The 21,524-nt window shown below is 62.9% G+C and carries 19 protein-coding genes; 4 read left to right on the top strand and 15 right to left on the bottom strand.

Going from position 1 to position 21,524, the window contains the following annotated elements; all coding sequences use genetic code 11:
- Position 1 precedes the first annotated feature (1 nt).
- From APH42_RS16785 to APH42_RS16770, 4 genes are all read right to left on the bottom strand, one after another.
- Positions 2 to 1,726, bottom strand: a complete 1,725-nt coding sequence (locus tag APH42_RS16785) for a putative 2-aminoethylphosphonate ABC transporter permease subunit (RefSeq protein WP_060493817.1) — start codon at positions 1,724 to 1,726, stop codon at positions 2 to 4.
- A 1-nt stretch (position 1,727) separates the two neighbouring features.
- Positions 1,728 to 2,786 (bottom strand): putative 2-aminoethylphosphonate ABC transporter ATP-binding protein, encoded by a 1,059-nt coding sequence (locus APH42_RS16780; protein WP_012274686.1) that lies wholly within the window; start codon positions 2,784 to 2,786, stop codon positions 1,728 to 1,730.
- Positions 2,787 to 3,020: 234 nt separating this feature from the next.
- On the bottom strand, positions 3,021 to 3,890 hold the full coding sequence (locus APH42_RS16775; RefSeq protein ID WP_060493816.1) for a LysR family transcriptional regulator: 870 nt from the start codon (positions 3,888 to 3,890) through the stop codon (positions 3,021 to 3,023).
- A gap of 9 nt (positions 3,891 to 3,899) precedes the next feature.
- Complete coding sequence (locus APH42_RS16770; RefSeq protein ID WP_060493815.1) at positions 3,900 to 6,152, bottom strand: heavy metal translocating P-type ATPase; 2,253 nt, start codon at positions 6,150 to 6,152, stop codon at positions 3,900 to 3,902.
- An 82-nt stretch (positions 6,153 to 6,234) separates the two neighbouring features.
- Between APH42_RS16770 and cadR the strand changes: the two genes are divergently transcribed.
- Positions 6,235 to 6,678, top strand: coding sequence for a cadmium resistance transcriptional regulator CadR (cadR, locus tag APH42_RS16765; protein ID WP_012274689.1), 444 nt, complete (start codon positions 6,235 to 6,237; stop codon positions 6,676 to 6,678).
- Positions 6,679 to 6,720: 42 nt separating this feature from the next.
- Here cadR and APH42_RS16760 read toward each other — a convergent pair whose 3' ends face one another.
- Genes APH42_RS16760 through APH42_RS16750 form a run of 3 tightly spaced genes read right to left on the bottom strand, consistent with a single transcriptional unit; the run spans position 6,721 to position 9,349 of the window.
- Complete coding sequence (locus APH42_RS16760; protein ID WP_012274690.1) at positions 6,721 to 7,692, bottom strand: thymidylate synthase; 972 nt, start codon at positions 7,690 to 7,692, stop codon at positions 6,721 to 6,723.
- Positions 7,693 to 7,743: 51 nt separating this feature from the next.
- Positions 7,744 to 8,550, bottom strand: coding sequence for a prolipoprotein diacylglyceryl transferase (gene lgt / locus APH42_RS16755; RefSeq protein WP_060493814.1), 807 nt, complete (start codon positions 8,548 to 8,550; stop codon positions 7,744 to 7,746).
- Positions 8,551 to 8,566: 16 nt separating this feature from the next.
- Positions 8,567 to 9,349: a sulfite exporter TauE/SafE family protein gene (locus APH42_RS16750; RefSeq protein WP_012274691.1), complete on the bottom strand. Its 783-nt coding sequence runs from the start codon at positions 9,347 to 9,349 to the stop codon at positions 8,567 to 8,569.
- A 129-nt stretch (positions 9,350 to 9,478) separates the two neighbouring features.
- Here APH42_RS16750 and APH42_RS16745 point away from each other — a divergent pair, with 129 nt between their 5' ends.
- Positions 9,479 to 10,225, top strand: coding sequence for an NRDE family protein (locus APH42_RS16745; protein ID WP_060493813.1), 747 nt, complete (start codon positions 9,479 to 9,481; stop codon positions 10,223 to 10,225).
- A 32-nt stretch (positions 10,226 to 10,257) separates the two neighbouring features.
- Here the strand turns inward: APH42_RS16745 and ptsP are convergent, their stop codons facing one another.
- Together ptsP and APH42_RS16735 are read right to left on the bottom strand one after the other, a co-directional pair.
- A complete protein-coding gene (ptsP, locus tag APH42_RS16740) occupies positions 10,258 to 12,537 on the bottom strand; it encodes a phosphoenolpyruvate--protein phosphotransferase (RefSeq protein ID WP_012274693.1) in 2,280 nt (759 codons plus the stop codon).
- 22 nt (positions 12,538 to 12,559) lie between these two features.
- Positions 12,560 to 13,039 carry an RNA pyrophosphohydrolase gene (locus APH42_RS16735; RefSeq protein ID WP_003249017.1) on the bottom strand — a complete coding sequence of 160 codons (480 nt, stop codon included), beginning with the start codon at positions 13,037 to 13,039 and terminating at the stop codon, positions 12,560 to 12,562.
- A gap of 141 nt (positions 13,040 to 13,180) precedes the next feature.
- Between APH42_RS16735 and APH42_RS16730 the strand changes: the two genes are divergently transcribed.
- A complete protein-coding gene (locus tag APH42_RS16730; protein WP_060493830.1) occupies positions 13,181 to 13,837 on the top strand; it encodes an HAD family phosphatase in 657 nt (218 codons plus the stop codon).
- A 72-nt stretch (positions 13,838 to 13,909) separates the two neighbouring features.
- Here the strand turns inward: APH42_RS16730 and APH42_RS16725 are convergent, their stop codons facing one another.
- Positions 13,910 to 14,335 (bottom strand): DUF2269 domain-containing protein, encoded by a 426-nt coding sequence (locus tag APH42_RS16725; protein ID WP_012274695.1) that lies wholly within the window; start codon positions 14,333 to 14,335, stop codon positions 13,910 to 13,912.
- A gap of 38 nt (positions 14,336 to 14,373) precedes the next feature.
- Entirely contained in the window at positions 14,374 to 15,888 is a 1,515-nt protein-coding gene (ilvA, locus tag APH42_RS16720; RefSeq protein ID WP_060493812.1) for a threonine ammonia-lyase, biosynthetic, read from the bottom strand.
- A gap of 133 nt (positions 15,889 to 16,021) precedes the next feature.
- Between ilvA and rpiA the strand changes: the two genes are divergently transcribed.
- A complete protein-coding gene (gene rpiA, locus APH42_RS16715; protein WP_012274697.1) occupies positions 16,022 to 16,696 on the top strand; it encodes a ribose-5-phosphate isomerase RpiA in 675 nt (224 codons plus the stop codon).
- A gap of 115 nt (positions 16,697 to 16,811) precedes the next feature.
- On the opposite strand, the gene APH42_RS16710 is transcribed toward rpiA, so the two are convergent.
- From APH42_RS16710 to APH42_RS16695, 4 genes are all read right to left on the bottom strand, one after another.
- The gene (locus tag APH42_RS16710; protein ID WP_060493811.1) at positions 16,812 to 17,714 is read right to left on the bottom strand and encodes an SdiA-regulated domain-containing protein; all 903 of its coding nucleotides are present in this window, start codon (positions 17,712 to 17,714) and stop codon (positions 16,812 to 16,814) included.
- Between the two features lie 90 nt (positions 17,715 to 17,804).
- Positions 17,805 to 18,722 (bottom strand): SdiA-regulated domain-containing protein, encoded by a 918-nt coding sequence (locus APH42_RS16705; protein ID WP_012274699.1) that lies wholly within the window; start codon positions 18,720 to 18,722, stop codon positions 17,805 to 17,807.
- Between the two features lie 181 nt (positions 18,723 to 18,903).
- Complete coding sequence (locus tag APH42_RS16700) at positions 18,904 to 19,569, bottom strand: fumarylacetoacetate hydrolase family protein (RefSeq protein WP_012274700.1); 666 nt, start codon at positions 19,567 to 19,569, stop codon at positions 18,904 to 18,906.
- 21 nt (positions 19,570 to 19,590) lie between these two features.
- A complete protein-coding gene (locus APH42_RS16695; RefSeq protein ID WP_060493810.1) occupies positions 19,591 to 20,988 on the bottom strand; it encodes an FAD-binding oxidoreductase in 1,398 nt (465 codons plus the stop codon).
- Between the last annotated feature and the right edge of the window lie 536 nt (positions 20,989 to 21,524).

Below are 21,524 nucleotides of genomic sequence, written 5' to 3'. Positions count from 1 at the left end.
GTCAGACGGTCGCGGCGCGTTGGCGCCAGGCTTGGGAGCGGCGCAGCAGGCCGCGTGAGGCTGCGGCCAGCAGCAGCGAAGCGCCGGCACTGGTCAGCAAAATCAGGGTGGACATGGCGGCGGCACCGCCAACGTTGCCGGCGTCGTCCATGTTCAGCACGGCAACGGCAGCCAGAATGGTGTCGGGGCTGTACAGGAAGATCGCCGCCGACACGGTGGTCATCGCCGAGACGAACAGGTAGCGGATGATGTCCAGCAACGCCGGCAGGCAGATTGGCACGGTCACCCGCAGGAAGTGCTTGTACAGCGGCGCCTTCAGCGACAACGCAGCGGCTTCGAACTCGCCGTCGAGCTGACGCAGGGCGGTGGTTGCGGTCATCTGCGCGGTGGTCAGGTAATGGGCGATGGTGCACACCACCAGCAGCCCCATGCCGCCGTACAGCACATGCAGCGGGTTGCCGTTGAGGTTGAAGAAGAAAACGTAGCCCAGGCCCAGCACCAGGCCCGGCACGGCCATGGGGATGAAGCTGAGCAGGCGCAGCGCCTGGTTGAGCAGGCGTTGCCCCTGGGTTTTCTCCATCAGGTAGGCACCGGTGAAGATCACGATGCTGCCGATCAGCGCGGTGCCGATGGCCATGGTCACGCTGTTGCGGTAGGCCAGCCAGCCGCCACCTGCGGTGTCGTCGAACAGGTAATGACGCAGTGACAACGAGAGGTTGTATGGCCAGAAGGTGACTAGCGAGGAATACACCGCCATACCGATCACCAGCAACAATGCCGCGCACACCAGCAGCACGATGGCCAGGAAGCAGGCATCGCGGCCACGCGATGGCTTGGGTACGAACACCTGGGCACGGCCGCTCATGGCCTCGCCCTGGCGCCGGCGCAGCCAGGCGTCGACGGTAAAGCTGAACAGCGCCGGCAACAGCAGCACCATGCCGATCAACGCGCCACGGCCAAACTGTTGCTGGCCGACCACCGCCTTGTAGGCTTCCAGTGCCAGCACCTGATAGTCGCCACCGACCACTACCGGCACACCGAAGTCGGTGATGGTCAGGGTGAATACCAGGCACAACGCCGCGAACACCGCCTGGCGTGTGGCCGGCCAGGTAATGCTGGTGAACGCCCGCCACGAGCCGGCACCCATGCTGGAAGCTGCATCGAACAGGCGAGCATCGGCCAGCGACAGCGCCGACAGCAGGATCATCAGCGCATGCGGGAAGGTGTAGATAGCCTCGCCCAGCACGATGCCCCAGAAACCGTAGATGTTGTCGCTGAGCAACCCGCGCAGCAGCCCCTGGTTGCCGAACAAGTAGACCAGGGCGATGGCCGGCAGCATCGACGGTGCCAACAGCGGCAGTAGCGAAATCCCCCGCCACAGGCCCTTGGCCGGAATCAGCGTGCGTTGCAGGGCATAGGCGAACAGGTAGGCCAGCGGCACCACGATGGCCGCAACCGTCAAGGCCACCGACAGGCTGTTGCCCAGCAACCAGTGGAAGTTGTCGCTGGCGAACAGTTCACGGGCCGCCAGCAATCCGCCGCCTTGGCCCGCTTCACCGCTGAAACCACGCCAGAAGATCGCCAGCAGCGGCATCAGCACGGCCAGCACCAACAGGATCAGCAGCAGGCTCTTGCCGCCGACGACGAACAACCGGTCACCCAGGGCGACGCCAGCACGCGGCGCGGCTTTGGCCTGGCCCAGTGGCAGGGACATTGGCGCGGCCATCTCAGGCAAACACCTGCAGGCTCTGCGGCGGCAGTGCCACCCAGATGTCCTGCGAACCCAGGCGCGGCATGGCTTCGGGGGCCAGTTCAGCCAGCAAGGCATGGCCTGGCAAGGCCTTGAGTTCAAAGCTCATGCGACAGCGGTTACCGAGGAAGGTGATTTCGCGAACCATGGCCGGGAACAGGTTTTCTTCGTGTACCACCGGGTTGACCGTGATCGCCTCTGGGCGGCAGAACAGCCGACCGCTGCTGGCCTGGGCCGAACCCGGCGCCAGGCGCATGTTCATGCCGCCAACCTGGGCATGGCTGTCGCTGCTGCGCTGAAACGGCAGCCAGTTACCTTGGCCGACGAACTCGGCGACGAACGGCGTGGCCGGCTGGTCGTAGATTTCCTGCGGGGTGGCGTACTGCTCGACCTGGCCGTTGTTCATTACCGCAATGCGGTCGGCCATCAACATGGCCTCGTCCTGGTTGTGGGTCACCATCAAGGTGGTGATGCCCAGCTGCCGTTGCAGCTGGCGCAGCTCGGTGCACAGGTGCTCGCGCACCCGCGCATCCAGCGCCGACATCGGCTCGTCGAGCAGCAACAAGGAAGGCGAAGGTGCCAACGCGCGGGCCAGGGCCACACGTTGCTGCTGACCACCGGAAAGCTGGCCGGGGTACTTTTTCTCGCTGCCGGCAAGGCCCACCAGCTCGAGCATTTCGGCCACACGCTGACGGGCCTGCTCGCGGCCACTGCCGGTCAGGCCGTAGGCGATGTTGGCTTCGACGGTGAGGTTGGGAAACAGCGCGTAGGACTGGAACAGGATGCCGTAGTCACGGGCCTGGGGCGGCAGCTCGGAAATATCGCGTTCGCCGATGTACAGCGTACCGCGGTCCTGGCGCTCCAGGCCGGCAATGCAACGCAACAGCGTGGTCTTGCCGCAACCGGACGGGCCAAGCAGGCACACCAGCTCGCCGGCGGCGATGTCCAGCGAGACATCGTTCAGCGCCGTGAAGGCACCGAAGCGCTTGTGGATGTTGCGCACGGTCATTTGTGCGCCGGGGGTGGTGTGGTTCATGGCAGGGCCTCATCGAAGAGATGGGGGCCATGCTAGGAAGGCTGTGCGAAGGTTCTGTGGCGTTTGGGCAAAAGTCGATGATAGTGATATAGGCAGATTTTGTAGAAGCGGCCTTGTGTTGCGATGGGCTGCGCAGCAGCCCCGGCAATTCATGCGGCGGAGCTGAAACCCCGGGGCTGCTGCGCAGCCCATCGCGACACAAGGCCACTCCTACAGTGCCTGTATACTCCTGAATCAGAAGTGTGAGCCAGCCACTTCCTGCGCCACCCCAAGAAAGGCAGCCGGCAAACGGGCCTGGCGACGCTCCTTCAGGCAATACAAATACTCATGCATCACCGGCGCATTCTCCAGCGCCAGCACCCGCAGCTCAGGGTTGTGCGGCACCTCATGGCGGGCAATCACGCTGATGCCGATGTTGCGCAGCACCGCCTCGCGAATCGACTCGCGGCTGCCGATTTCCAGCAAGGCGCCGGCTTTGACCCCGGCCTCCTGCATCATCTGTTCGGTTAGCTTGCGCGTGGTCGAGCCCTTCTCGCGCATCAGCAGGCAATGCCCGGCTACCCCCTTGATGGACACCGACTGGCGATGGGCCAATGGGTGGTTGCGGTGCACCGCCACCACCAGCGGATCAGTCCCCAGTACCCGCCGCACCAACCGCGCATCCTCCACCAGTTGCGAAGACGCGGCGATATCCACCCGGTAGTCTTCGAGCATTTCCAGCACCTGCTGCGAGTTGCCGATCTCCACCGCCACTTCTACCTGAGGCAGCCGTTCGCGGTAGATTTTCACCAGGTCAAGGATGTAGTAAGGCGCCGTGGCTGCGATGCGCAGGCTGCCCTGCGCCTGGCCGCTGTTGCGCAGCTCGAACTCGATGTCGGCCTCCTGCTGCAGCAGTGCCTTGACCATCGGCAACAGGCGCACGCCCTCCTCGCTCAGCACCAGGCGCCGACCGCCACGGTAGAACAGCTCCACGGCGTACTGGCCTTCCAGGTTTCGGATCTGCGTGGTTACCGTGGGCTGGCTGAGCCCAAGCTTCTTCGCCGCCAGGGTGATGCTGCCCAGTCGGGCCACCATGTAAAAGGCTTTCAGCTCCGAACTCAGCATGCACGTCCTCTATTTGCGCAACAGGCGCAAGCCGTTGAACACCACCAGCAGGCTCACGCCCATGTCGGCGAACACCGCCATCCACATGGTCGCCATGCCAGCAAAGGTGATGGCCAGGAATATCGCCTTGATGCCCAACGCCAGAACGATGTTCTGCATGAGGATCGCCGCGCTTTGGCGCGACAGCCTGACGAAGGCCGGAATTTTCCGCAAGTCGTCGTCCATCAGCGCTACGTCGGCGGTCTCGATGGCGGTGTCGGTACCGGCGGCGGCCATGGCAAAACCGATCTCGGCGCGGGCCAGAGCTGGCGCGTCGTTGATACCATCACCGACCATGCCCACCCGGTGGCCTTCTGCGTACAAGGCCTCGATGGTTTTCAGCTTGTCGGCTGGCAGCAGGTTACCCTCGGCGCGGTCGATGCCCACCACAGCGGCGATGGCCTGGGCGGTATGCGGATTGTCACCGGTCAGCATGACAGTCTTGATACCCAGTTCATGCAGCTCGGCGATAGCCTGGCGGCTGCTGTCCTTCACGGTGTCGGCAACGGCAAACAGCGCCAATGGCCCGGAACGGTCGAGCAGCAGCACCACGGTCTTGCCCTGACGCTCCAGCGCATCCAGTTTGGCTTCCAGCGCTGGCGAGCACAGGCCCAGCTCTTCGACCAGGCGGTGGTTGCCCAAGTGGTAGACCTCACCGTCGATGGTGCCACGCACACCGCGCCCGGCCAGGGCGGCGAAGTCATCCACTTCACTTAGAGCCAGCCCTTGCGCCTTGCCGAACTGAGCGATAGCGCGGGACACCGGGTGGTCCGAGCGCTCGCCCAGGCTGGCGGCCAGGGCTTGAGCGCGGGCTTCGAACTGCGACGCCAGCACTTCGGCGTCAGTCTGTACCGGTTTGCCGTGGGTGATGGTGCCGGTCTTGTCCAGGGCCAGGAAGTCCAGGTGGCGGCCGCCCTCCAGATAGACGCCGCCCTTGATCAGGATGCCTTTGCGCGCGGCAGCCGCCAGGCCGCTGACGATGGTCACCGGGGTCGAGATCACCAATGCGCAGGGGCACGCAACCACCAGCAATACCAGAGCACGGTAGACCCAGTCGAACCAGACACCGGCCATGAACAACGGCGGGATCACCGCCACGGCCAGGGCAATGGCGAACACCACCGGGGTGTAGATGCGCGAAAACCGGTCGACGAAGCGCTGGGTAGGTGCCCGCGCGCCTTGTGCCTCCTCCACGGCCTTGATGATCCGCGCCAGGGTAGACTGCCCGGCAGCAGCGGTAACGCGGAACTCCAATGCTCCCGCCTGGTTGATGGTACCGGCGAACAGTTTGTCGCCCACTGCCTTCTCTACAGGCAGGCTTTCACCGGTGATCGGTGCCTGATCGACGCTGGACTGCCCACTGGTCACTTCACCGTCCAGGCCGATGCGTTCGCCGGGGCGCACCCGCACCAACGCACCGATGGCCACTTCACGCACGTCCAGCTCGCGCCACAGGCCATCGGCCTGCTGCACCGTGGCCATGTCCGGGGCCAATTGCATCAATCCGCCGATGGCATTGCGCGCACGGTCCAGCGAGCGCGCTTCGATCAGCTCGGCAACCGTGAACAGCACCATCACCATGGCCGCTTCCGGCCACTGGCCGATCAGCACCGCACCGGTCACGGCAATGCTCATCAAGGCATTGATGTTGAGGTTGCGGTTTTTCAGGGCGATCCAGCCCTTCTTGTAGGTACCCAGGCCGCAGCCGAGGATCGCCAACAGCGCCAGCCCCGCTACCACCCATTCCGGGGCCAGCGCAGCGAAGTGCACGATTTCGGCGGTAATCGCAGCAATACCCGACAGTGCCAGCGGCCACCAGCGGGTCTTGGCCGGTTGTGCCGCGCTGGTGGTGCCGTCGTCCTCGGCAGCAATCGGCTCGGCCTTCATGCCCAGGCTGTCGATGGCCCGCTCGATTTCAGCCGTACCGTTCAAGGTATGGCGCACGCCAAGCACGCGGTTGATCAGGTTGAATTCCAGCTGCTCGATTCCGGCCAGCTTGCCCAGTTTGTCCTGGATCAGCGTCTGCTCGGTGGGGCAGTCCATGGCGTCGATGCGAAAACGGCTGAGCTGCGCCTGGGCACTGGCCGTTTCGCTCAGTTGCACCAGCGATGGCGCGGCTTTGGAGCCGCAGCAGCTGTGGCCGTGGGCAGCATGGCCGTGGTCGTCATCGCCATGGGCGTGATCGTGCGAGTGCTTGTGGTCGTGGCTGACAGGCTGGTTCATGGGGTCATCCTTAAAGTGAGCCTGTTGCCAAGTGAACACCCTGTAGCCACTATAGGGTCAAGCCTATTGCTGGAGATTCGTGATGAAAATCGGAGAACTGGCCAAAGCCACCGACTGTGCGGTGGAAACCATTCGCTACTACGAGCGGGAAAACCTGCTGCCGGAGCCTGCGCGCAGTGACGGCAACTACCGGCTGTATACCCAGGCTCACGTCGAGCGGCTGACCTTCATCCGTAACTGCCGCACCCTGGACATGACCCTGGACGAAATTCGCAGCCTGCTACGCCTACGCGACAGCCCGGATGACTCGTGCGGCAGTGTCAACGCGCTGATCGACGAGCATATCGAGCATGTGCAGGCGCGTATCGACGGTTTGGTGGCGTTGCAGGAACAGCTGGTAGAGCTGCGGCGGCGCTGCAATGCGCAAGGGAGTGAGTGCGCGATTTTGCAGCGATTGGAGACGAACGGGGCGGTATCGGTACCGGATACCGAGCATTCGCATGTGGGGCGCAGCCACGGGCATTGAGATTGCCGGGGGGCGCTTTGCGCCCCCCGGCAATCTAGAAAATCACACCGCCATCGGCGCTGTCATCGGCGCATGGTGCTCATAACCTTCCAACCAGAAATCACTCGGTTCGATCTTCTCCAGCCACTCCGGCTCGTACTTACCCGTCTCGGCAAACGCCGGCACGCGGTCGCTGATCACCAGTTTCGGCGCCTCCAGCGGCTCGCGCTTGAGCTGCTCATGCAGCATGTCCAGGTGGTTTTCATACACATGGGCATCACCGATGAAGTAGGTGAACCAGCGCGGGGTGTAACCGGTCAGGCGGCCGAACAGCGACAGCAACGCCGCGCCTTCGGTGAGGTTGAACGGTGTGCCCAGGCCCAGGTCGTTGGAGCGGATGTAGAGGGTCAGGGAAATTTCCTTGGTCTCGACATTTGGGTGGAACTGGTACAGCAGGTGGCACGGCGGCAGGGCCATTTCGTCCAGCTGCGCGCAGTTCCAGCCGTGGAACAGGATGCGGCGGCTGCCCGGGTCATTGGCGATGGTGTCCAGGCACTGGCGCACCTGGTCGATGGCCTTGTACAGGATGACGAAGGCGACGCCGTCCTCTTCGTCCTGGGCAATACGGCGGAAGCCTGCCTTTTCGGCCATTTCGATGGCGGCCGAGTTGCTCAGCGGGATGCGCTTGTAGCCTGGCCATTGGCGCCATTGCACGCCGTAGATCTCGCCCAGGTCGTCATGGCCCTGGCGGAACGGGTTGGCCAGCCACTGAGCGTTTTCGTTGGCGTTCTGGTCCCAGACCTTGCAGCCCAGCTCGCGGAATTCACCTGCGTTTTTCACGCCCCGCAGAAAACCGACCATTTCGCCGATTGCCGACTTGAACGCCAGTTTGCGCGTGGTGATGGCCGGAAAGCCCTTTTGCAGGTCGAAACGCAGCATGGCGCCCGGCAGGCTGATGGTGCGAATGCCGGTGCGGTTGCCCTGCATCGTGCCGTTTTCGATGACGTCGCGGACCAGGTCCAGATACTGTTTCATGGCTTACCTGTAGCAAAAACGGCAGGGGGATCGCCCCTGCCGTGGGATTAATCAGGCGGGTTTCGCCGTAGGCTTGCGATTATAAGCCCACCAGATCAGGCCAAGGCCAGCCAGGATCATCGGCACGCACAGAATCTGACCCATGGTCAGCCAGCCCCAGGCGATATAGCCCAGCTGGGCATCCGGCACCCGCACGAATTCGACGATGAAGCGGAAGATGCCGTAGAACAGCGCGAACATGCCCGATACCGCCATGGTCGGCCGCGGCTTGCGCGAGAACAGCCAGAGGATGACGAACAGTGCCACGCCCTCCAGAGCGAACTGGTACAGCTGCGACGGGTGGCGTGGCAGCTGGGCTGAGTCGCTGAACGGCGGGAAGATCATCGCCCATGGCACGTCAGTGGGTTTGCCCCACAGCTCGGCGTTGATGAAGTTGCCGATACGCCCGGCACCCAGGCCGATCGGCACCAGCGGGGCAACGAAGTCCATCAGTTCGAAGAACGACTTGTTGTTGCGCTTGCCGAACCACAAGGCCGCCAACATCACGCCGATGAAGCCACCGTGGAACGACATGCCGCCCTTCCACACCTCGAAGATCAGCGTCGGGTTGGCCAGGTAGGCGTGCAGGTCGTAGAACAGCACATAGCCCAGGCGCCCGCCGACAATCACACCCATCGACAGCCAGAACACCAGGTCGGAAAGCTTCTCGCGGCTCCAGGTGGGATCGAAGCGGTTCAGCCGGCGCGAGGCCAGCAGCCAGGCACCGCCGATGCCGATCAGGTACATCAGACCGTACCAATGGATTTTCAGCGGCCCGATGGCCAGGGCCACGGGGTCTATCTGCGGGTAAGGCAGCATGGAACTTCCTCTCGATTCAAATCAAAAAGCTGAGGCCGACACAGAACAGCAGCGCTGCGAACAGGCGTTTCAACAAACGGGGCGACAGCTTGTGCGCCAGACGCGCGCCAAAGCGGGCGAAAAACATGCTGGTCACGGCAATGCCGATCATCGCCGGCAGGTACACGTAACCCAGGCTATGGGCCGGCAGGTGCTCTTCGTGCCAACCCAGCAGCATGAAGCTCAGGGCACTGGCCAGGGCGATCGGCAGGCCACAGGCCGAGGACGTGGCCACCGCCTGCTGCATCGGCAGGCTGCGCCAGGTCAGGAACGGCACGGTCAGCGAACCACCGCCGATGCCGAAGATGGCCGAAGCCCAGCCGATCACCCCACCGGCCCCAACCAATGCAGGTTTACCGGGGATGCCACGGCTGGCCTTGGGTTTGAGGCCCAGTGCCATCTGCGCGGCGATGACCAGGGCAAACACACCGATGATCTTTTGCAGCAACGGGCCTTGGATCAACGAGGCGGTCTTGGCACCGACGCCGGCCCCCAGCAGGATGCCGAGGGTCATCCAGGCGAAAATCGGCCATTGCACGGCACCCTTTCGGTGGTGCTCGAGCACAGCGTTGATCGAAGTGAATACGATGGTTGCCAGTGACGTGCCGACTGCCAGATGGGTCAATACCGAGGCATCGAAGCCCTGCAAGGTGAAGCTGAACACCAGCACCGGCACGATGATGATGCCACCGCCCACGCCGAACAGCCCGGCCAGCACACCAGCACAGGCGCCCAACAGCAGATAGAGCACGAATTCCATTCGGCGTCCCCGAGAAATCAATCCGGCATGGTAACGGAAGCCGGGCTCGGGGCTCTAGTGAACTCTGTGACAGGATGGATCGGCCATGCTGCTGTGGGTACAGTGGCAGAAAACACAGAGGCCCAACCGATGTGCCTGATCGTATTTGCCTGGCGGCCGGGGCACGCCCTGCCGCTGATCGTGGCGGCCAACCGCGACGAATTCTATGCCCGCCCCACCCACCCCCTGGCAGCCTGGGACGATGCGCCCGGCGTACACGCCGGGCGAGACCTGGAAGCCGGTGGTACCTGGCTGGGCGTGGGCCCACAGGGGCGCTTTGCCGCGCTGACCAACATCCGCGACCCTGGCCAGGCGCTGGGGCCACGCTCGCGGGGTGAGCTGGTGGCGGCGTACCTGCAGGGTGAAATGGGTGTCGAGGCTTACCTGGGCCAGGTGGCCAGCCGAAGTGGGCAGTATTCGGGGTTCAACCTGCTGGTGGGTGATGGCCAGCAGCTGGGATATCTGAATGCTCGGGAAGCCACGCCGCGCCTGCTGCATGCCGGGGTGTACGGGTTATCCAATGCCGGGCTGGATACGCCATGGCCGAAGCTGGTGAAGGCACGTAGCGGGCTGGAGGGCCTGCTGGAAGCGCCCGAGCCGCATCGGTTGCTGGCGTTGCTGGCAGATAACGAGCCTGCGGCTGAGGGTGACCTACCCGAGACGGGCGTGGGAGTAGCGACCGAGAAGTTGCTGTCGAGTGTGTTTATTGCCAGCCAGAATTATGGGACGCGGGCAAGTACGGTGCTGATTGTGGATGATCAGGGCAAAAGACGACTGGTTGAGCGCAGCTTCGGGCCTTTTGGTGGGCACTTGGGGGAAGTTGAGCTTACGGTCTGAGGGCCATGGGGCCGCAAGGCGGCCCCCGAATTTCACAGGGTTTTATTGGCCCCAGGCCCAATCATCCGCGCCAACCCAAGGTTCTTCAGTGCCAACTGCAGCGAGCTGTGGATAACCTGCGGGTTGTCATGGCTCAGGGCCTCGGCCAGCAGTTCCGTGGCCTTGCTCATGTTCACCTGACGCAGCATCCACTTCACCTTCGGCAGGTTGGTGGCGTTCATCGACAGGCTGTCGAAGCCCATGGCCATCAACAGTATCGCCGCCGCTGGGTCACCGGCCATCTCACCACAGATGCTCACTGGCTTGCCTTCGCCATGGGCGTCGCGCACAACCGTGTTCAACGCCTGCAGCACCGCCGGGTGCAGGTAGTCGTAAAGGTCGGCGACCCTCGGGTTGTTGCGGTCAACCGCCAGCAGGTACTGGGTCAGGTCGTTGGAACCGACCGACAGGAAGTCCACCTGCCGCGCCAGCTCCTTGGTCTGGTACACCGCTGCCGGGATTTCCACCATCACACCCACCGGCGGCATCGGCACGTCGGTGCCTTCGTCACGCACTTCGCCCCAGGCGCGGTGAATCAGGTGCAGCGCCTCTTCCAGCTCGTGAATGCCGGAAATCATCGGTAGCAGGATGCGCAGGTTGTTCAGGCCCTCGCTGGCCTTGAGCATGGCGCGGGTTTGTACCAGGAAGATTTCCGGGTGGTCGAGGGTGACGCGGATGCCGCGCCAACCCAGGAAGGGGTTTTCTTCCTTGATCGGGAAGTACGACAGCGCCTTGTCACCCCCAATGTCGAGGGTACGCATGGTCACCGGCAGCGGGTGGAAGGCCGCCAGTTGCTCACGGTAAATGGCCAGCTGCTCTTTCTCGCTGGGGAAGCGCTGGTTGATCATGAACGGCACTTCAGTGCGGTACAGGCCGACCCCTTCGGCGCCGCGTTGCTGTGCACGGGCCACGTCGGCGAGCAGGCCAGTGTTGACCCACAGCGGCATGCGATGGCCATCGGGGGTAACGCATGGCAGTTCGCGCAGGGCATCCAGGCCCTGGGCCAGCTGACGCTCTTCCTCGACCACTTCGCTGTACTGCTTGCGCAGCACTTCGCTGGGGTTGGTGAACACCTCGCCCTTGTAACCGTCGACGATCAGTTCAATGCCATCGACTTTGGAGTACGGCAGGTCCACCAGGCCCATGACCGTGGGAATGCCCATGGCGCGAGCGAGGATGGCAACGTGAGAGTTGCCCGAACCCAGCACCGAGACCAGGCCTACCAGCTTGCCTTCCGGCACTTCACCGAGCATGGCCGGCGTCAGCTCTTCACTGACCAGGATGGTGTTGTCGGCATACACCAGCGATTGCGAGCGGGCTTCCTGCAGGTAGGCCAGCAGGCGCCGGCCAAGGTCCTTGACGTCGGAGGCGCGCTCGCGCAGGTAGTCATCGTCCATCAGCTCGAAGCGGTTGACGTGCTCGCCAACCACCTGGCGCAGCGCGCCCTGAGCCCATTGGCCGGTCTTGATGACCTCGGTCACCTCACCGCCCAGGGCTGCGTCTTCAAGCATCATCAGGTACACATCGAACAGCGCGCGCTCTTCCGGGCGCAGCTGGGTGGCCAGCTTGGCCGACAGCTTGCGCATGTCGTCGCGCACGCCTTCAAGGGCGTTCTGGAACAGCTTCAGTTCAGCGTCGATGTCATCGACAGTCTTGTCCGGCACCACTTCCAGGTCGGCCGGCGGCAACATCACCACCGCGCGCCCCACGGCAGCGCCAGGCGAGCCAGGCACACCCACGAAGCGCGCTTCCTGAATACCCTTGCCCTGGCGACCCAGGCCACGGATCGAGCCCGTGGCTTCGGCATGGGCGATTACCCCGGCGAGCTGGGCGCTCATGGTGACCAGGAAGGCTTCCTCGCCCTCGTCGAACTGGCGGCGCTCCTTTTGCTGAATGACCAATACCCCGACCACACGGCGGTGGTGGATGATCGGTGCACCCAGGAAGGAGGCGAATTTCTCTTCGCCGGTTTCGGCAAAGTAGCGATAACGCGGGTGGTCGGCGGCGTTTTCCAGGTTCAGCGGCTCTTCCCGGGTACCCACCAGGCCAACCAGGCCTTCGTTGGGGGCCATGCTGACCTTGCCGATGGAGCGCTTGTTCAGGCCTTCGGTAGCCATCAGCACGAAGCGGTTGGTTTCCGGGTCGAGCAGGTAGACCGAGCAGACTTGGCTGCCCATGGCTTCCTTGACGCGCAAGACAATGATCCCCAACGCCGACTTGAGATCTTTGGCGGAGTTTACTTCCTGGACGATCTTGCGCAGCGTATTGAGCATGGCTCGGGGTCGAACTCCGTCGTCAGTCGCGCGTCAGTAGACGCGGTGCTAGCTCTTTCAGGGCGCGTCGGTACACCTCGCGCTTGAATGTCACAACCTGGCCCAGCGGATACCAATAGCTCACCCAGCGCCAGCCGTCGAATTCCGGCTTGCCGGTCAGGTCCATCCGCACCCGTTGTTCGTTGCTGACCAGGCGCAGCAGGAACCACTTCTGCTTCTGGCCGATGCACAGCGGCTGGCTGTGGGTACGTACCAGTCGCTGCGGTAAACGATAACGCAACCAGCCACGGGTGCAGGCAAGAATTTCCACATCGTCGCGTTCAAGGCCAACTTCTTCGTTCAGCTCGCGGTACAGGGCATCTTCAGGCGTCTCGTCAGGGTTGATACCACCCTGGGGGAACTGCCAGGCATCCTGGTTGATCCGTCGAGCCCATAGCACCTGCCCGGCATCATTCGTAAGAATGATCCCGACATTGGGGCGAAAACCATCCGGGTCGATCACGGCAGCAACCTCGCAAACGCATGTCCCCGCATTGTTCCACAAAGCTTGCGAGCGCAGCAACGCGCCCGCCAAGCTTATGTGCAGCAGCGTGAAAACTCCGTATTCTGCGGGCCTACCCTGTGGCTGATGCGAGTGACCGCGATGCGCCTGGCTTTATTCGACCTGGACAATACCCTCCTCGGTGGCGACAGCGACCATGCCTGGGGTGACTACCTTTGCGAGCGTGGCATCCTCAACCCACTCGCCTACAAGCAACGCAACGATGGTTTCTACCAGGACTACCTCAACGGCACCCTGGACCTGCAGGCCTACCTGGCCTTTTCCATGGAGATCCTGGCGGCAACGCCCGTGGCCCAGCTCGACGAATGGCACCGCGACTTCATGCGCGACTGCATCGAACCGATCATCCTGCCCAAGGCCCTGGCCCTGCTGCAGCAGCACCGCGAGGCGGGCGACCAGTTGGTGATCATTACCGCTACCAACCGCTTCGTCACCGCGCCAATTGCACGGCGTCTTGGCATTCGCGTGCTGCTGGCAACCGAGTGCGAGATGCGCGACGGTCGCTATACCGGGCGTAGTACCGATATACCGTGTTTCCGTGAAGGCAAGGTGACGCGGCTGGACCGCTGGATGCTGGAGAACGGCTTTGATCTCGAGGACAGCTACTTCTATAGCGACTCGATGAATGACCTGCCGCTATTGCAGCGGGTGACGCATGCGGTGGCGGTGGACCCGGACCCGAACTTGCGGGCCGAGGCCGAGAAGCGCGGGTGGCCGGTGGTTTCGCTGAGGGATTGAGATTACAGGGATTCGCGCTCCCCTGTGGGATCGGCCTTGCGTCGCGATGGAGGGCGAAGCCCTCCTCTGGCCTCAAACTGGCTTGGCACCCATCAGCCCGGCAATGGACAGGAAGCACACCCCGCTGAACACCGCCAGCGCCAGGGTAAACCGCAGCCCTACCACTTCGGCCTTGCGCAGCCGGTTCAGCCGTACCAGCAGCCACCACACGGCAAACGCGCCAAAGGTATAGATGACGCTGGACGCCAGCACCCAGGTCTGCCCCAGCGGCCAGCCCACCAGATGCACCAGCCACCAACCGGTAAGCGGCATGCTCACCAGGCACAGGCCCATCACCAGCCAGACAAATACCAACGGCCGGCGCAGCAGCTTTGCATAAGCCTCGGCATCACCCTGACGGCGGGCGCGAACGGTCCAGGCCGCCAAGCCCAAGGCGCCCAAAAGCAGCAGTGCGGTGGCAATGATGTGCAAGGTCTTGAGGGTGGTCAGGTGTTCCATGTCTTCACATCCTTGAGCGATAAGCCAAGCTTAGCCGCTCAGCCCAGGAACAGCTTGTAAGCGGGGTTTTCGGTCTCGTCCCAGTACGGGTAGCCGATCTTGGCCAGCGCCGCCGGTACCAGGTGACGCTCATCCTCCGGCACCTGCAGGCCTGCCACCACACGCCCGTCAGCTGCGCCATGGTTGCGGTAGTGGAACATCGAGATGTTCCAGCGCCCGCCCAACTTGTTGAGGAAGTTGAACAGCGCCCCTGGCCGCTCGGGGAACTCGAAGCGCAGTACCATTTCGTCACTGGCACCGGCCGAATGGCCACCCACCATATGGCGGATATGCAACTTGGCAAGCTCGTTGTCGGTCAGGTCGGTAACTGGGAAGCCCTGCTCGGTCAGTTGCTGCACCAGCGCTGCACGCGGGTCGTTTTCCGGGTGGGTCTGCACGCCCACGAAGATATGCGCTTCGTCCGAGGTGTGCTTGCGGTAGTTGAACTCGGTGATCTGGCGCTTGCCAATGGCCTCGCAGAAGGCCTTGAAGCTGCCCGGTCGCTCGGGAATGGTCACGGCGATGATCGCCTCACGCTTTTCACCCAACTCGGCACGCTCGGCCACATGGCGCAGGCGGTCGAAGTTGACGTTGGCACCAGAGTCGATAGCCACCAGCGTCTGCCCGGTCACGCCATACAGCTCGACGTACTTCTTGATGCCCGCAACGCCCAAGGCGCCGGCAGGTTCGGTGATCGAGCGGGTATCGTCGTAGATATCCTTGATTGCTGCGCAAATCTCGTCTGTGCTGACGGTGACGACTTCGTCCACATGGTGGCGGCAGATATCGAAGGTGTGCTGGCCAATCTGGGCCACCGCCACACCGTCGGCGAACAGCCCGACCTGCGGCAGCACCACGCGCTCACCGGCGGCCATGGCCGCCTGTAGGCAGTTGGAGTCGTCCGGCTCGACGCCGATTACCTTGATTTCCGGGCGCAGGTACTTCACGTAGGCGGCAATACCGGCGATCAGGCCACCGCCACCCACCGGCACGAAGATCGCGCCCAGCTGGCCAGGGTGCTGGCGCAGGATTTCCATGGCCACGGTGCCCTGACCGGCGATGGTGTGCGGGTCGTCGTAAGGGTGAACATAGACAAAGCCCTTTTCGTCGACCAGTTTCAGCGAATAGGCCAGCGCCTCGGGGAACGAGTCGCCATGCAACACCACCTTGCCGCCCCGTGAGCGCACGCCCTCGACCTTGATTTCCGGGGTGGTCTTGGGCATCACGATGGTGGCCTTGATGCCCATTTCGCGCGCAGCCAGGGCCAGGCCCTGGGCGTGGTTGCCGGCCGAGGCGGTGACCACGCCACGGGCCAGTTCCTCTGGGCTCAGCTGGGCCAGCTTGTTGTACGCCCCGCGGATCTTGAACGAGAACACCGGCTGCAGGTCTTCGCGCTTGAGCAAAATCTGGTTGCCCAGCCGCTTGCTCAGTTGCCCGGCGCTCTGCAACGGGGTTTCGACGGCAACGTCATAGACGCGCGAGGTGAGGATCTTCTTGACGTACTGTTCGAGCATCGGGAATGCATCACTGGGCCGCGGGACAAGGGCTGGAAGTCTACCCCAGCGCTACGTCGGGCGACCACAGCAAAGCCGTGCGAGCCGTTATACTAGGCAACTTTGAAACCGCCCTGCCCCTTTCGGAGCCCGCATGACCCAGGACCAACTCAAACAGGCCGTCGCCCAGGCCGCTGTCGACTTCATTCTGCCCAAGCTGGATGAAAAGAGCGTTGTCGGCGTCGGTACCGGTTCGACCGCCAACTTCTTCATCGACGCCCTGGCTCAGCACAAGACCGCCTTCGACGGCGCAGTCGCCAGCTCCGAAGCCACTGCCCAGCGCCTGAAGGGCCATGGCATCCCGGTGTACGAGCTGAACAGCGTCAGCGAGCTTGAGTTCTACGTGGACGGCGCCGACGAAAGCGACGCGCACCTGAACCTGATCAAGGGCGGCGGCGCAGCCCTGACCCGCGAGAAGATCGTCGCGGCCGTAGCCAAGACCTTCATCTGCATCGCCGACGGCAGCAAGCTGGTGCCCGTGCTGGGCGCCTTCCCGCTGCCGGTTGAAGTGATCCCGATGGCCCGCAGCCACGTGGCGCGCCAGCTGGTCAAGCTGGGCGGCGACCCGGTGTACCGCGAAGGCGTGGTCACCGACAACGGCAACGTGATCCTCGACGTGCACAACCTGCAGATCACCAACCCGGTGGAGCTGGAAGCGCAGATCAACGCCATCGTTGGCGTGGTCACCAACGGCCTGTTCGCGGCGCGACCGGCGGACCTGCTGCTGCTCGGTACCTCTGAAGGTGTGAAGAGCCTGAAGGCCGAGTAAGCTTCGGCGAGGGCTTCGCCCTCGTGTCGCGACACAAGGCCGCTCCTACAGGGGTACGCCATCTCCTGTAGGAGCGGCCTTGTGTCGCGATGGGCTGCAAAGCAGCCCCACCTGCTCACTCCGTTACCTGCTTGAACACATAAAACAGGTTCGGCTCACTGACCAGGTAAATGGTCCCCACCTCATCCATCGCAATCCCCTCCGCCTGCGGCACCGTCGCCTGCAACCCCTGCGACCCCTTGCGCAGCGACAAGGTACTCAGCGGCCTGCCTTCTACATCCAGCTCCAGCACCAGCCGCGACTCGTCCGACAGCGCCAGCAAGTGCCCGCTGCGCTCATCGAACTGCAAACTCGACAGGTCCCTTACAAACAGCCGTGAATCGCGCTTGCGGTCCTGTACCACATGCACGGCGTAGGGCTTTTCCGGGTTGTCATGCGGGAAGCCATGCACCTCATAGATCAGCATCGGGTCACGCTCCTTGGCCACGAACAGCCGCTTGCCCGCCGAATCGTATGCCAGGCCCTCGAATCCCTTGTTGCCGTTCAGGCCAATGCCCAGGCTGAGCTGTTCGGCGTCACCGGCATCGAGGAACATCGTGTCGTCTTCCAGCCTTACGCGAATCAGCCGTTGCTGACGCTCGTCGGTAATCACATAACTGTTTGGCCCAACGTACTCCACAGCCTCCGGGTCGCCGAAGCCGGTCAGCGGCACGCGGCGCAGGATGCGGCCGTCCAGCGACAGCTCGATCAGCTCCGAACGGGCATTGGTGACGGTGAAAAGGGTTTTGCGGTCGGGGTCGTAGGTTAGCGCCGAAATGTCATCATCCAGCCCTTCGACCGGCTGCGCCTCCAGCACTACCCGGTAGCGGTCCAGGCCAATGCTCCGCTCGGCAGGGTGCCACCAGGTCTTCAGGTTGAACCAGCCACGCTCGAACAGGCGAAACTCCTGCCCGGCCCAGCCAAGCATGAGCAGGCCAAGGGCAACCAGAACAAGGAACAGGCGAACAAAACGGCGCATAAGAGCAGACTCGACACAGGGGTGGCGAATCTAATCATTAATGGCTGAAACGAAGCTTAATGCCAGCATCAGGCAAATCTGATGATGTTGTCAGTTCTTCTTGAAGCGATAGAACAGCGCCGGCTCGCTGACCATGTACAGGTTGCCCTTATCGTCCATGGCCACCCCTTCAGCCCGCGGGATGGTGTCTTCAAGCCCGTTGAAGCCGCCCAGCAGGGTCATGAAACTGACTTGCTGGCCCTGCTCGTCCAGCTCCAGCAGCATGTTGGAATCGGCCGACAGCACCAGCAAGTGGCCGGTGCGTGGGTCAACGCCCAGGGCAGAGAGGTTGCGCAAGTCGAGCTCTTCGCTGGGCAGCGGCTGCTTCTCACCCTGGAGCGGGCTGCGACCATCGGTGTTCCAGGTGTACAGCTTGGGTGGGCGCTCCTCGCCGATGATCAAGCGCTGACGCAGCGGGTCCCAGGCGATGGCCTCGAAACCCTTGTTGCTTTTCACCGACTGGCCCAGGTCGTGGCTCTGGAAGTCGCCGTGGTTCAGTGCCGTGGTCTGCGCGTCCACCTTGACCACGGTCAGGTCGTGCAGACGCTCGTCGGTAATGGCCAGGTTGCCGTCTTCCAGCACGGCGACACCCTCCGGGTTGCTCCAGCCGTTGAGCGGGATCTTGCGCAGAACATCGCCCTCCAGGCTCAACTCGACCAGGATCGGGTTCTTGCCCATGACCGCGAACAGGGTACGGGTATGCGGGTTGAAGGCCACGTCCGAGGCTTCGTCATCGTCCATGCCCGGTAGCGGTTTGGCGTCGATGTCCACCTGATAGTCCGGCAGCCACACGCTTTCGCTGCGCTCGGCGGTGCTTTCGAAGCTCTCCTTTACCCACAGTGCACCACGGTCATCCCAGTGCATGGCTACCGATACGCCATAACCGATCACCGCCGCCACAGCCAGGCCGAAGGGCCAGCGCAGAAAGAAGCGACGCTTGGGTGTTGCCGGGGCGGAGGGTGATGGCATGCGCGGTTCCTGGGAAATGGGCGTGGGTGCGCGCATTATCCTGATCGGGTGTGAAAAATCGGTAAACAGGTCCGGCCTCTTCGCGGGTAAACCCGCTCCCACAGGTACTGCACAGCTCTCAAGCCTTGTGCAGTACCTGTGGGAGCGGGTTTACCCGCGAAGAAGGCAACACGGTTTCGAGTCAGAACACTCGGCTTTCGAAGCGGCTGACACCCGGCAGCTCCAGCACCAGCTCGTCACCGACATTGAACGGCCCCACACCCGCCGGGGTACCGGTGAGGATCACATCCCCCGCCTGCAGCGAAAAATGCGCCGCCATGTACTGGATCATCGGCACGATCGGGTTAAGCATCATCGCGCTGTTGCCGTCCTGACGCACTTCGCCGTTGACGGTCAGGCGCACCGGGATGTCGGTGACATCCTCGAAACTGGCGGCCGAGACGAACGGCGGCAGTACGCAGGCCCCGTCAAAGCACTTGGCCAGTTCCCACGGCAGGCCCTTCTCTTTCAGTTTGGCCTGCACGTCGCGCAGGGTCAGGTCCAGCGCCGGGGCGTAGCCGGAAATGGCATCCAGCACCTCTTCCTCGCTCGGGTGGGCCGACAGCGGCTTGCCCAGCAGCACGGCAATTTCGGCCTCGTAGTGCACCGAACCCCGCTCGGCCGGGATCTTGAAGCCGCCTTCGGCCGGCACCACACAGCTGCCTGGCTTGATGAACAGCAGCGGTTCGGTGGGGATCGGGTTGTCCAGTTCCTTGGCATGCTCGGCATAGTTACGGCCGATGCACACCACCTTGCCCAGCGGGAAGTGAATGCGCGTGCCGTCTACGTACTGGTGCTGGTAACTCATGGCCGACTCCTCTACTGCTTTTTATACGGGAGCGAAGATCTTACCCGGATTCATGATGCCGTTAGGGTCGAACACGGCCTTTATTGCCTTCATGCAGGCGATTTCTTCCGGCGAGCGGCTGTAGCCCAGGTAGTCGCGCTTGGTCATACCCACGCCATGCTCGGCGGAGATCGAGCCGTTGTAGCGTTTGACGATATCGAACACCCACTTGTTGACCTTGGTGCACGAGGCGAAGAAGTCGTCTTTGCTCATGTGCTCGGGCTTGAGGATGTTCAGGTGCAGGTTGCCGTCGCCGATATGGCCGTACCACACCACTTCATAATCGGGGTAATGCTCCGCGACGATGGCGTCGATATCGCGCAGGAACGCGGGCACTTTCGACACGGTGACGGAAATGTCGTTCTTGTACGGGGTCCAGTGCGAGATGGTTTCAGACAGGTACTCGCGCAGCTTCCACAGGTTTTTCAGCTGGGTTTCGCTCTGGCTCATCACCCCGTCCAGCACCCAACCCTGCTCGACGCAGTGCTCAAAGGTGGCCAAGGCTTCGTTGGCCACCGCTTCGGTGCTGGCCTCGAACTCCAGCAGTGCGTAGAACGGGCAATCGGTCTCGAACGGCGCCGGCACGTCACCGCGTGCCAGGATCTTGGCCAAGCCCTTGTCTGAGAAGAACTCGAAGGCGGTCAGGTCCAGCTTGCCCTGGAAGGCGTGCAGCACCGGCATGATCGAGTCGAAGTCCGGTGTACCCAGCACCATCGCGGTAAGGTTGCGCGGCGCCCGGTCCAGGCGCATGGTGGCCTCGACCACGAAACCCAACGTGCCTTCGGCACCGATGAACAGCTGGCGCAGGTCGTAGCCGGTGGCGTTCTTGATCAGGTCTTTGTTCAGTTCCAGCAACTCGCCCTTGCCGGTGACCACTTTCAGCCCTGCGACCCAATTGCGGGTCATGCCGTAGCGAATCACCTTGATCCCGCCGGCATTGGTGCCGATGTTGCCGCCAACCTGGCTAGAACCGCTGGAAGCGAAGTCCACCGGGTAATACAGGCCCTGCTCTTCGGCGTAGGCCTGCAATTGCCGGGTGATGACCCCTGGCTGGCAGACCACGGTGCGGTCGAAGGCATTGAAGCCGAGAATCTGGTTCATGTAATCGAAGGAAACGACAACCTCGCCATTGGCCGCCACAGCGCCGGCAGAAAGCCCAGTGCGCCCGCCAGACGGCACCAGCGCCACCTGGTGCGCATTGGCCCAGCGCACAATGGCCTGCACCTGCTCGACCGTCTTGGGAAAGACGATGGCGCTGGGCGCCGGCGGATAATGCTTGGTCCAGTCCTTGCCATAGGCTTCGAGGGAAGCCGCGTCGGTCAGGACCTTGCCAGGGTCGACAAGGGTCATCAGTTCTTCAATAACAGCGGGGTGGGTCATCGCTGGAACTCTCGACTTATTCATAGTCACCCTGAGTACTCTTCACCTGTCGGGATAAGCTCAGATTGTGTCGCGTATGCTAGCATAGCCCTCCCGCTGTTCATGCTAAGGCTGCCCTCGCGCCTGGCATCACCCCTCGCCATTTTTTCTCCGGGATACAGGTTTACGCAGATGAGCAAGACTTCTCTCGACAAGAGCAAGATCCGGTTCCTTCTTCTTGAAGGTGTGCACCAGAACGCAGTCGATACCCTCAAGGCTGCCGGCTACACCAACATCGAATACCTCACTGGTTCGTTGCCGGAAGCCGAGCTGAAGGAAAAGATCGCCGATGCCCACTTTATCGGCATCCGTTCACGCACCCAGCTTACCGAAGAGATCTTCGACTGCGCCAAGAAACTGGTCGCTGTTGGCTGCTTCTGCATCGGCACCAACCAGGTTGACCTGGAAGCTGCCCGCCAGCGCGGTATCGCCGTGTTCAACGCGAGATCGGAAGAGCACACGTCTGAACTCCAGTCACCCGTCCCGATCTCGTATGC

The sequence above is a fragment of the Pseudomonas sp. NBRC 111140 genome (assembly GCF_001320885.1).
GTDB lineage: Bacteria > Pseudomonadota > Gammaproteobacteria > Pseudomonadales > Pseudomonadaceae > Aquipseudomonas > Aquipseudomonas putida_P.
Note: the sequence above shows the minus strand (reverse complement) of the source record. Positions and strands in the feature narration are given on the sequence as shown.

Coding starts and splice junctions, on each gene's coding strand:
- APH42_RS16730 (WP_060493830.1), top strand. CDS start 13,181: ATGCGCCTGGCTTTATTCGACCTGGACAATACCCTCCTCGGTGGCGAC.
- APH42_RS16710 (WP_060493811.1), bottom strand. CDS start 17,714: ATGCGCCGTTTTGTTCGCCTGTTCCTTGTTCTGGTTGCCCTTGGCCTG.
- APH42_RS16780 (WP_012274686.1), bottom strand. CDS start 2,786: ATGAACCACACCACCCCCGGCGCACAAATGACCGTGCGCAACATCCAC.
- APH42_RS16750 (WP_012274691.1), bottom strand. CDS start 9,349: ATGGAATTCGTGCTCTATCTGCTGTTGGGCGCCTGTGCTGGTGTGCTG.
- ilvA (WP_060493812.1), bottom strand. CDS start 15,888: ATGCTCGAACAGTACGTCAAGAAGATCCTCACCTCGCGCGTCTATGAC.
- APH42_RS16760 (WP_012274690.1), bottom strand. CDS start 7,692: ATGAAACAGTATCTGGACCTGGTCCGCGACGTCATCGAAAACGGCACG.
- APH42_RS16785 (WP_060493817.1), bottom strand. CDS start 1,726: ATGGCCGCGCCAATGTCCCTGCCACTGGGCCAGGCCAAAGCCGCGCCG.
- APH42_RS16725 (WP_012274695.1), bottom strand. CDS start 14,335: ATGGAACACCTGACCACCCTCAAGACCTTGCACATCATTGCCACCGCA.
- APH42_RS16700 (WP_012274700.1), bottom strand. CDS start 19,569: ATGAGTTACCAGCACCAGTACGTAGACGGCACGCGCATTCACTTCCCG.
- APH42_RS16705 (WP_012274699.1), bottom strand. CDS start 18,722: ATGCCATCACCCTCCGCCCCGGCAACACCCAAGCGTCGCTTCTTTCTG.
- APH42_RS16695 (WP_060493810.1), bottom strand. CDS start 20,988: ATGACCCACCCCGCTGTTATTGAAGAACTGATGACCCTTGTCGACCCT.
- APH42_RS16770 (WP_060493815.1), bottom strand. CDS start 6,152: ATGAACCAGCCTGTCAGCCACGACCACAAGCACTCGCACGATCACGCC.
- ptsP (WP_012274693.1), bottom strand. CDS start 12,537: ATGCTCAATACGCTGCGCAAGATCGTCCAGGAAGTAAACTCCGCCAAA.
- lgt (WP_060493814.1), bottom strand. CDS start 8,550: ATGCTGCCTTACCCGCAGATAGACCCCGTGGCCCTGGCCATCGGGCCG.
- APH42_RS16745 (WP_060493813.1), top strand. CDS start 9,479: ATGTGCCTGATCGTATTTGCCTGGCGGCCGGGGCACGCCCTGCCGCTG.
- APH42_RS16775 (WP_060493816.1), bottom strand. CDS start 3,890: ATGCTGAGTTCGGAGCTGAAAGCCTTTTACATGGTGGCCCGACTGGGC.
- rpiA (WP_012274697.1), top strand. CDS start 16,022: ATGACCCAGGACCAACTCAAACAGGCCGTCGCCCAGGCCGCTGTCGAC.
- cadR (WP_012274689.1), top strand. CDS start 6,235: ATGAAAATCGGAGAACTGGCCAAAGCCACCGACTGTGCGGTGGAAACC.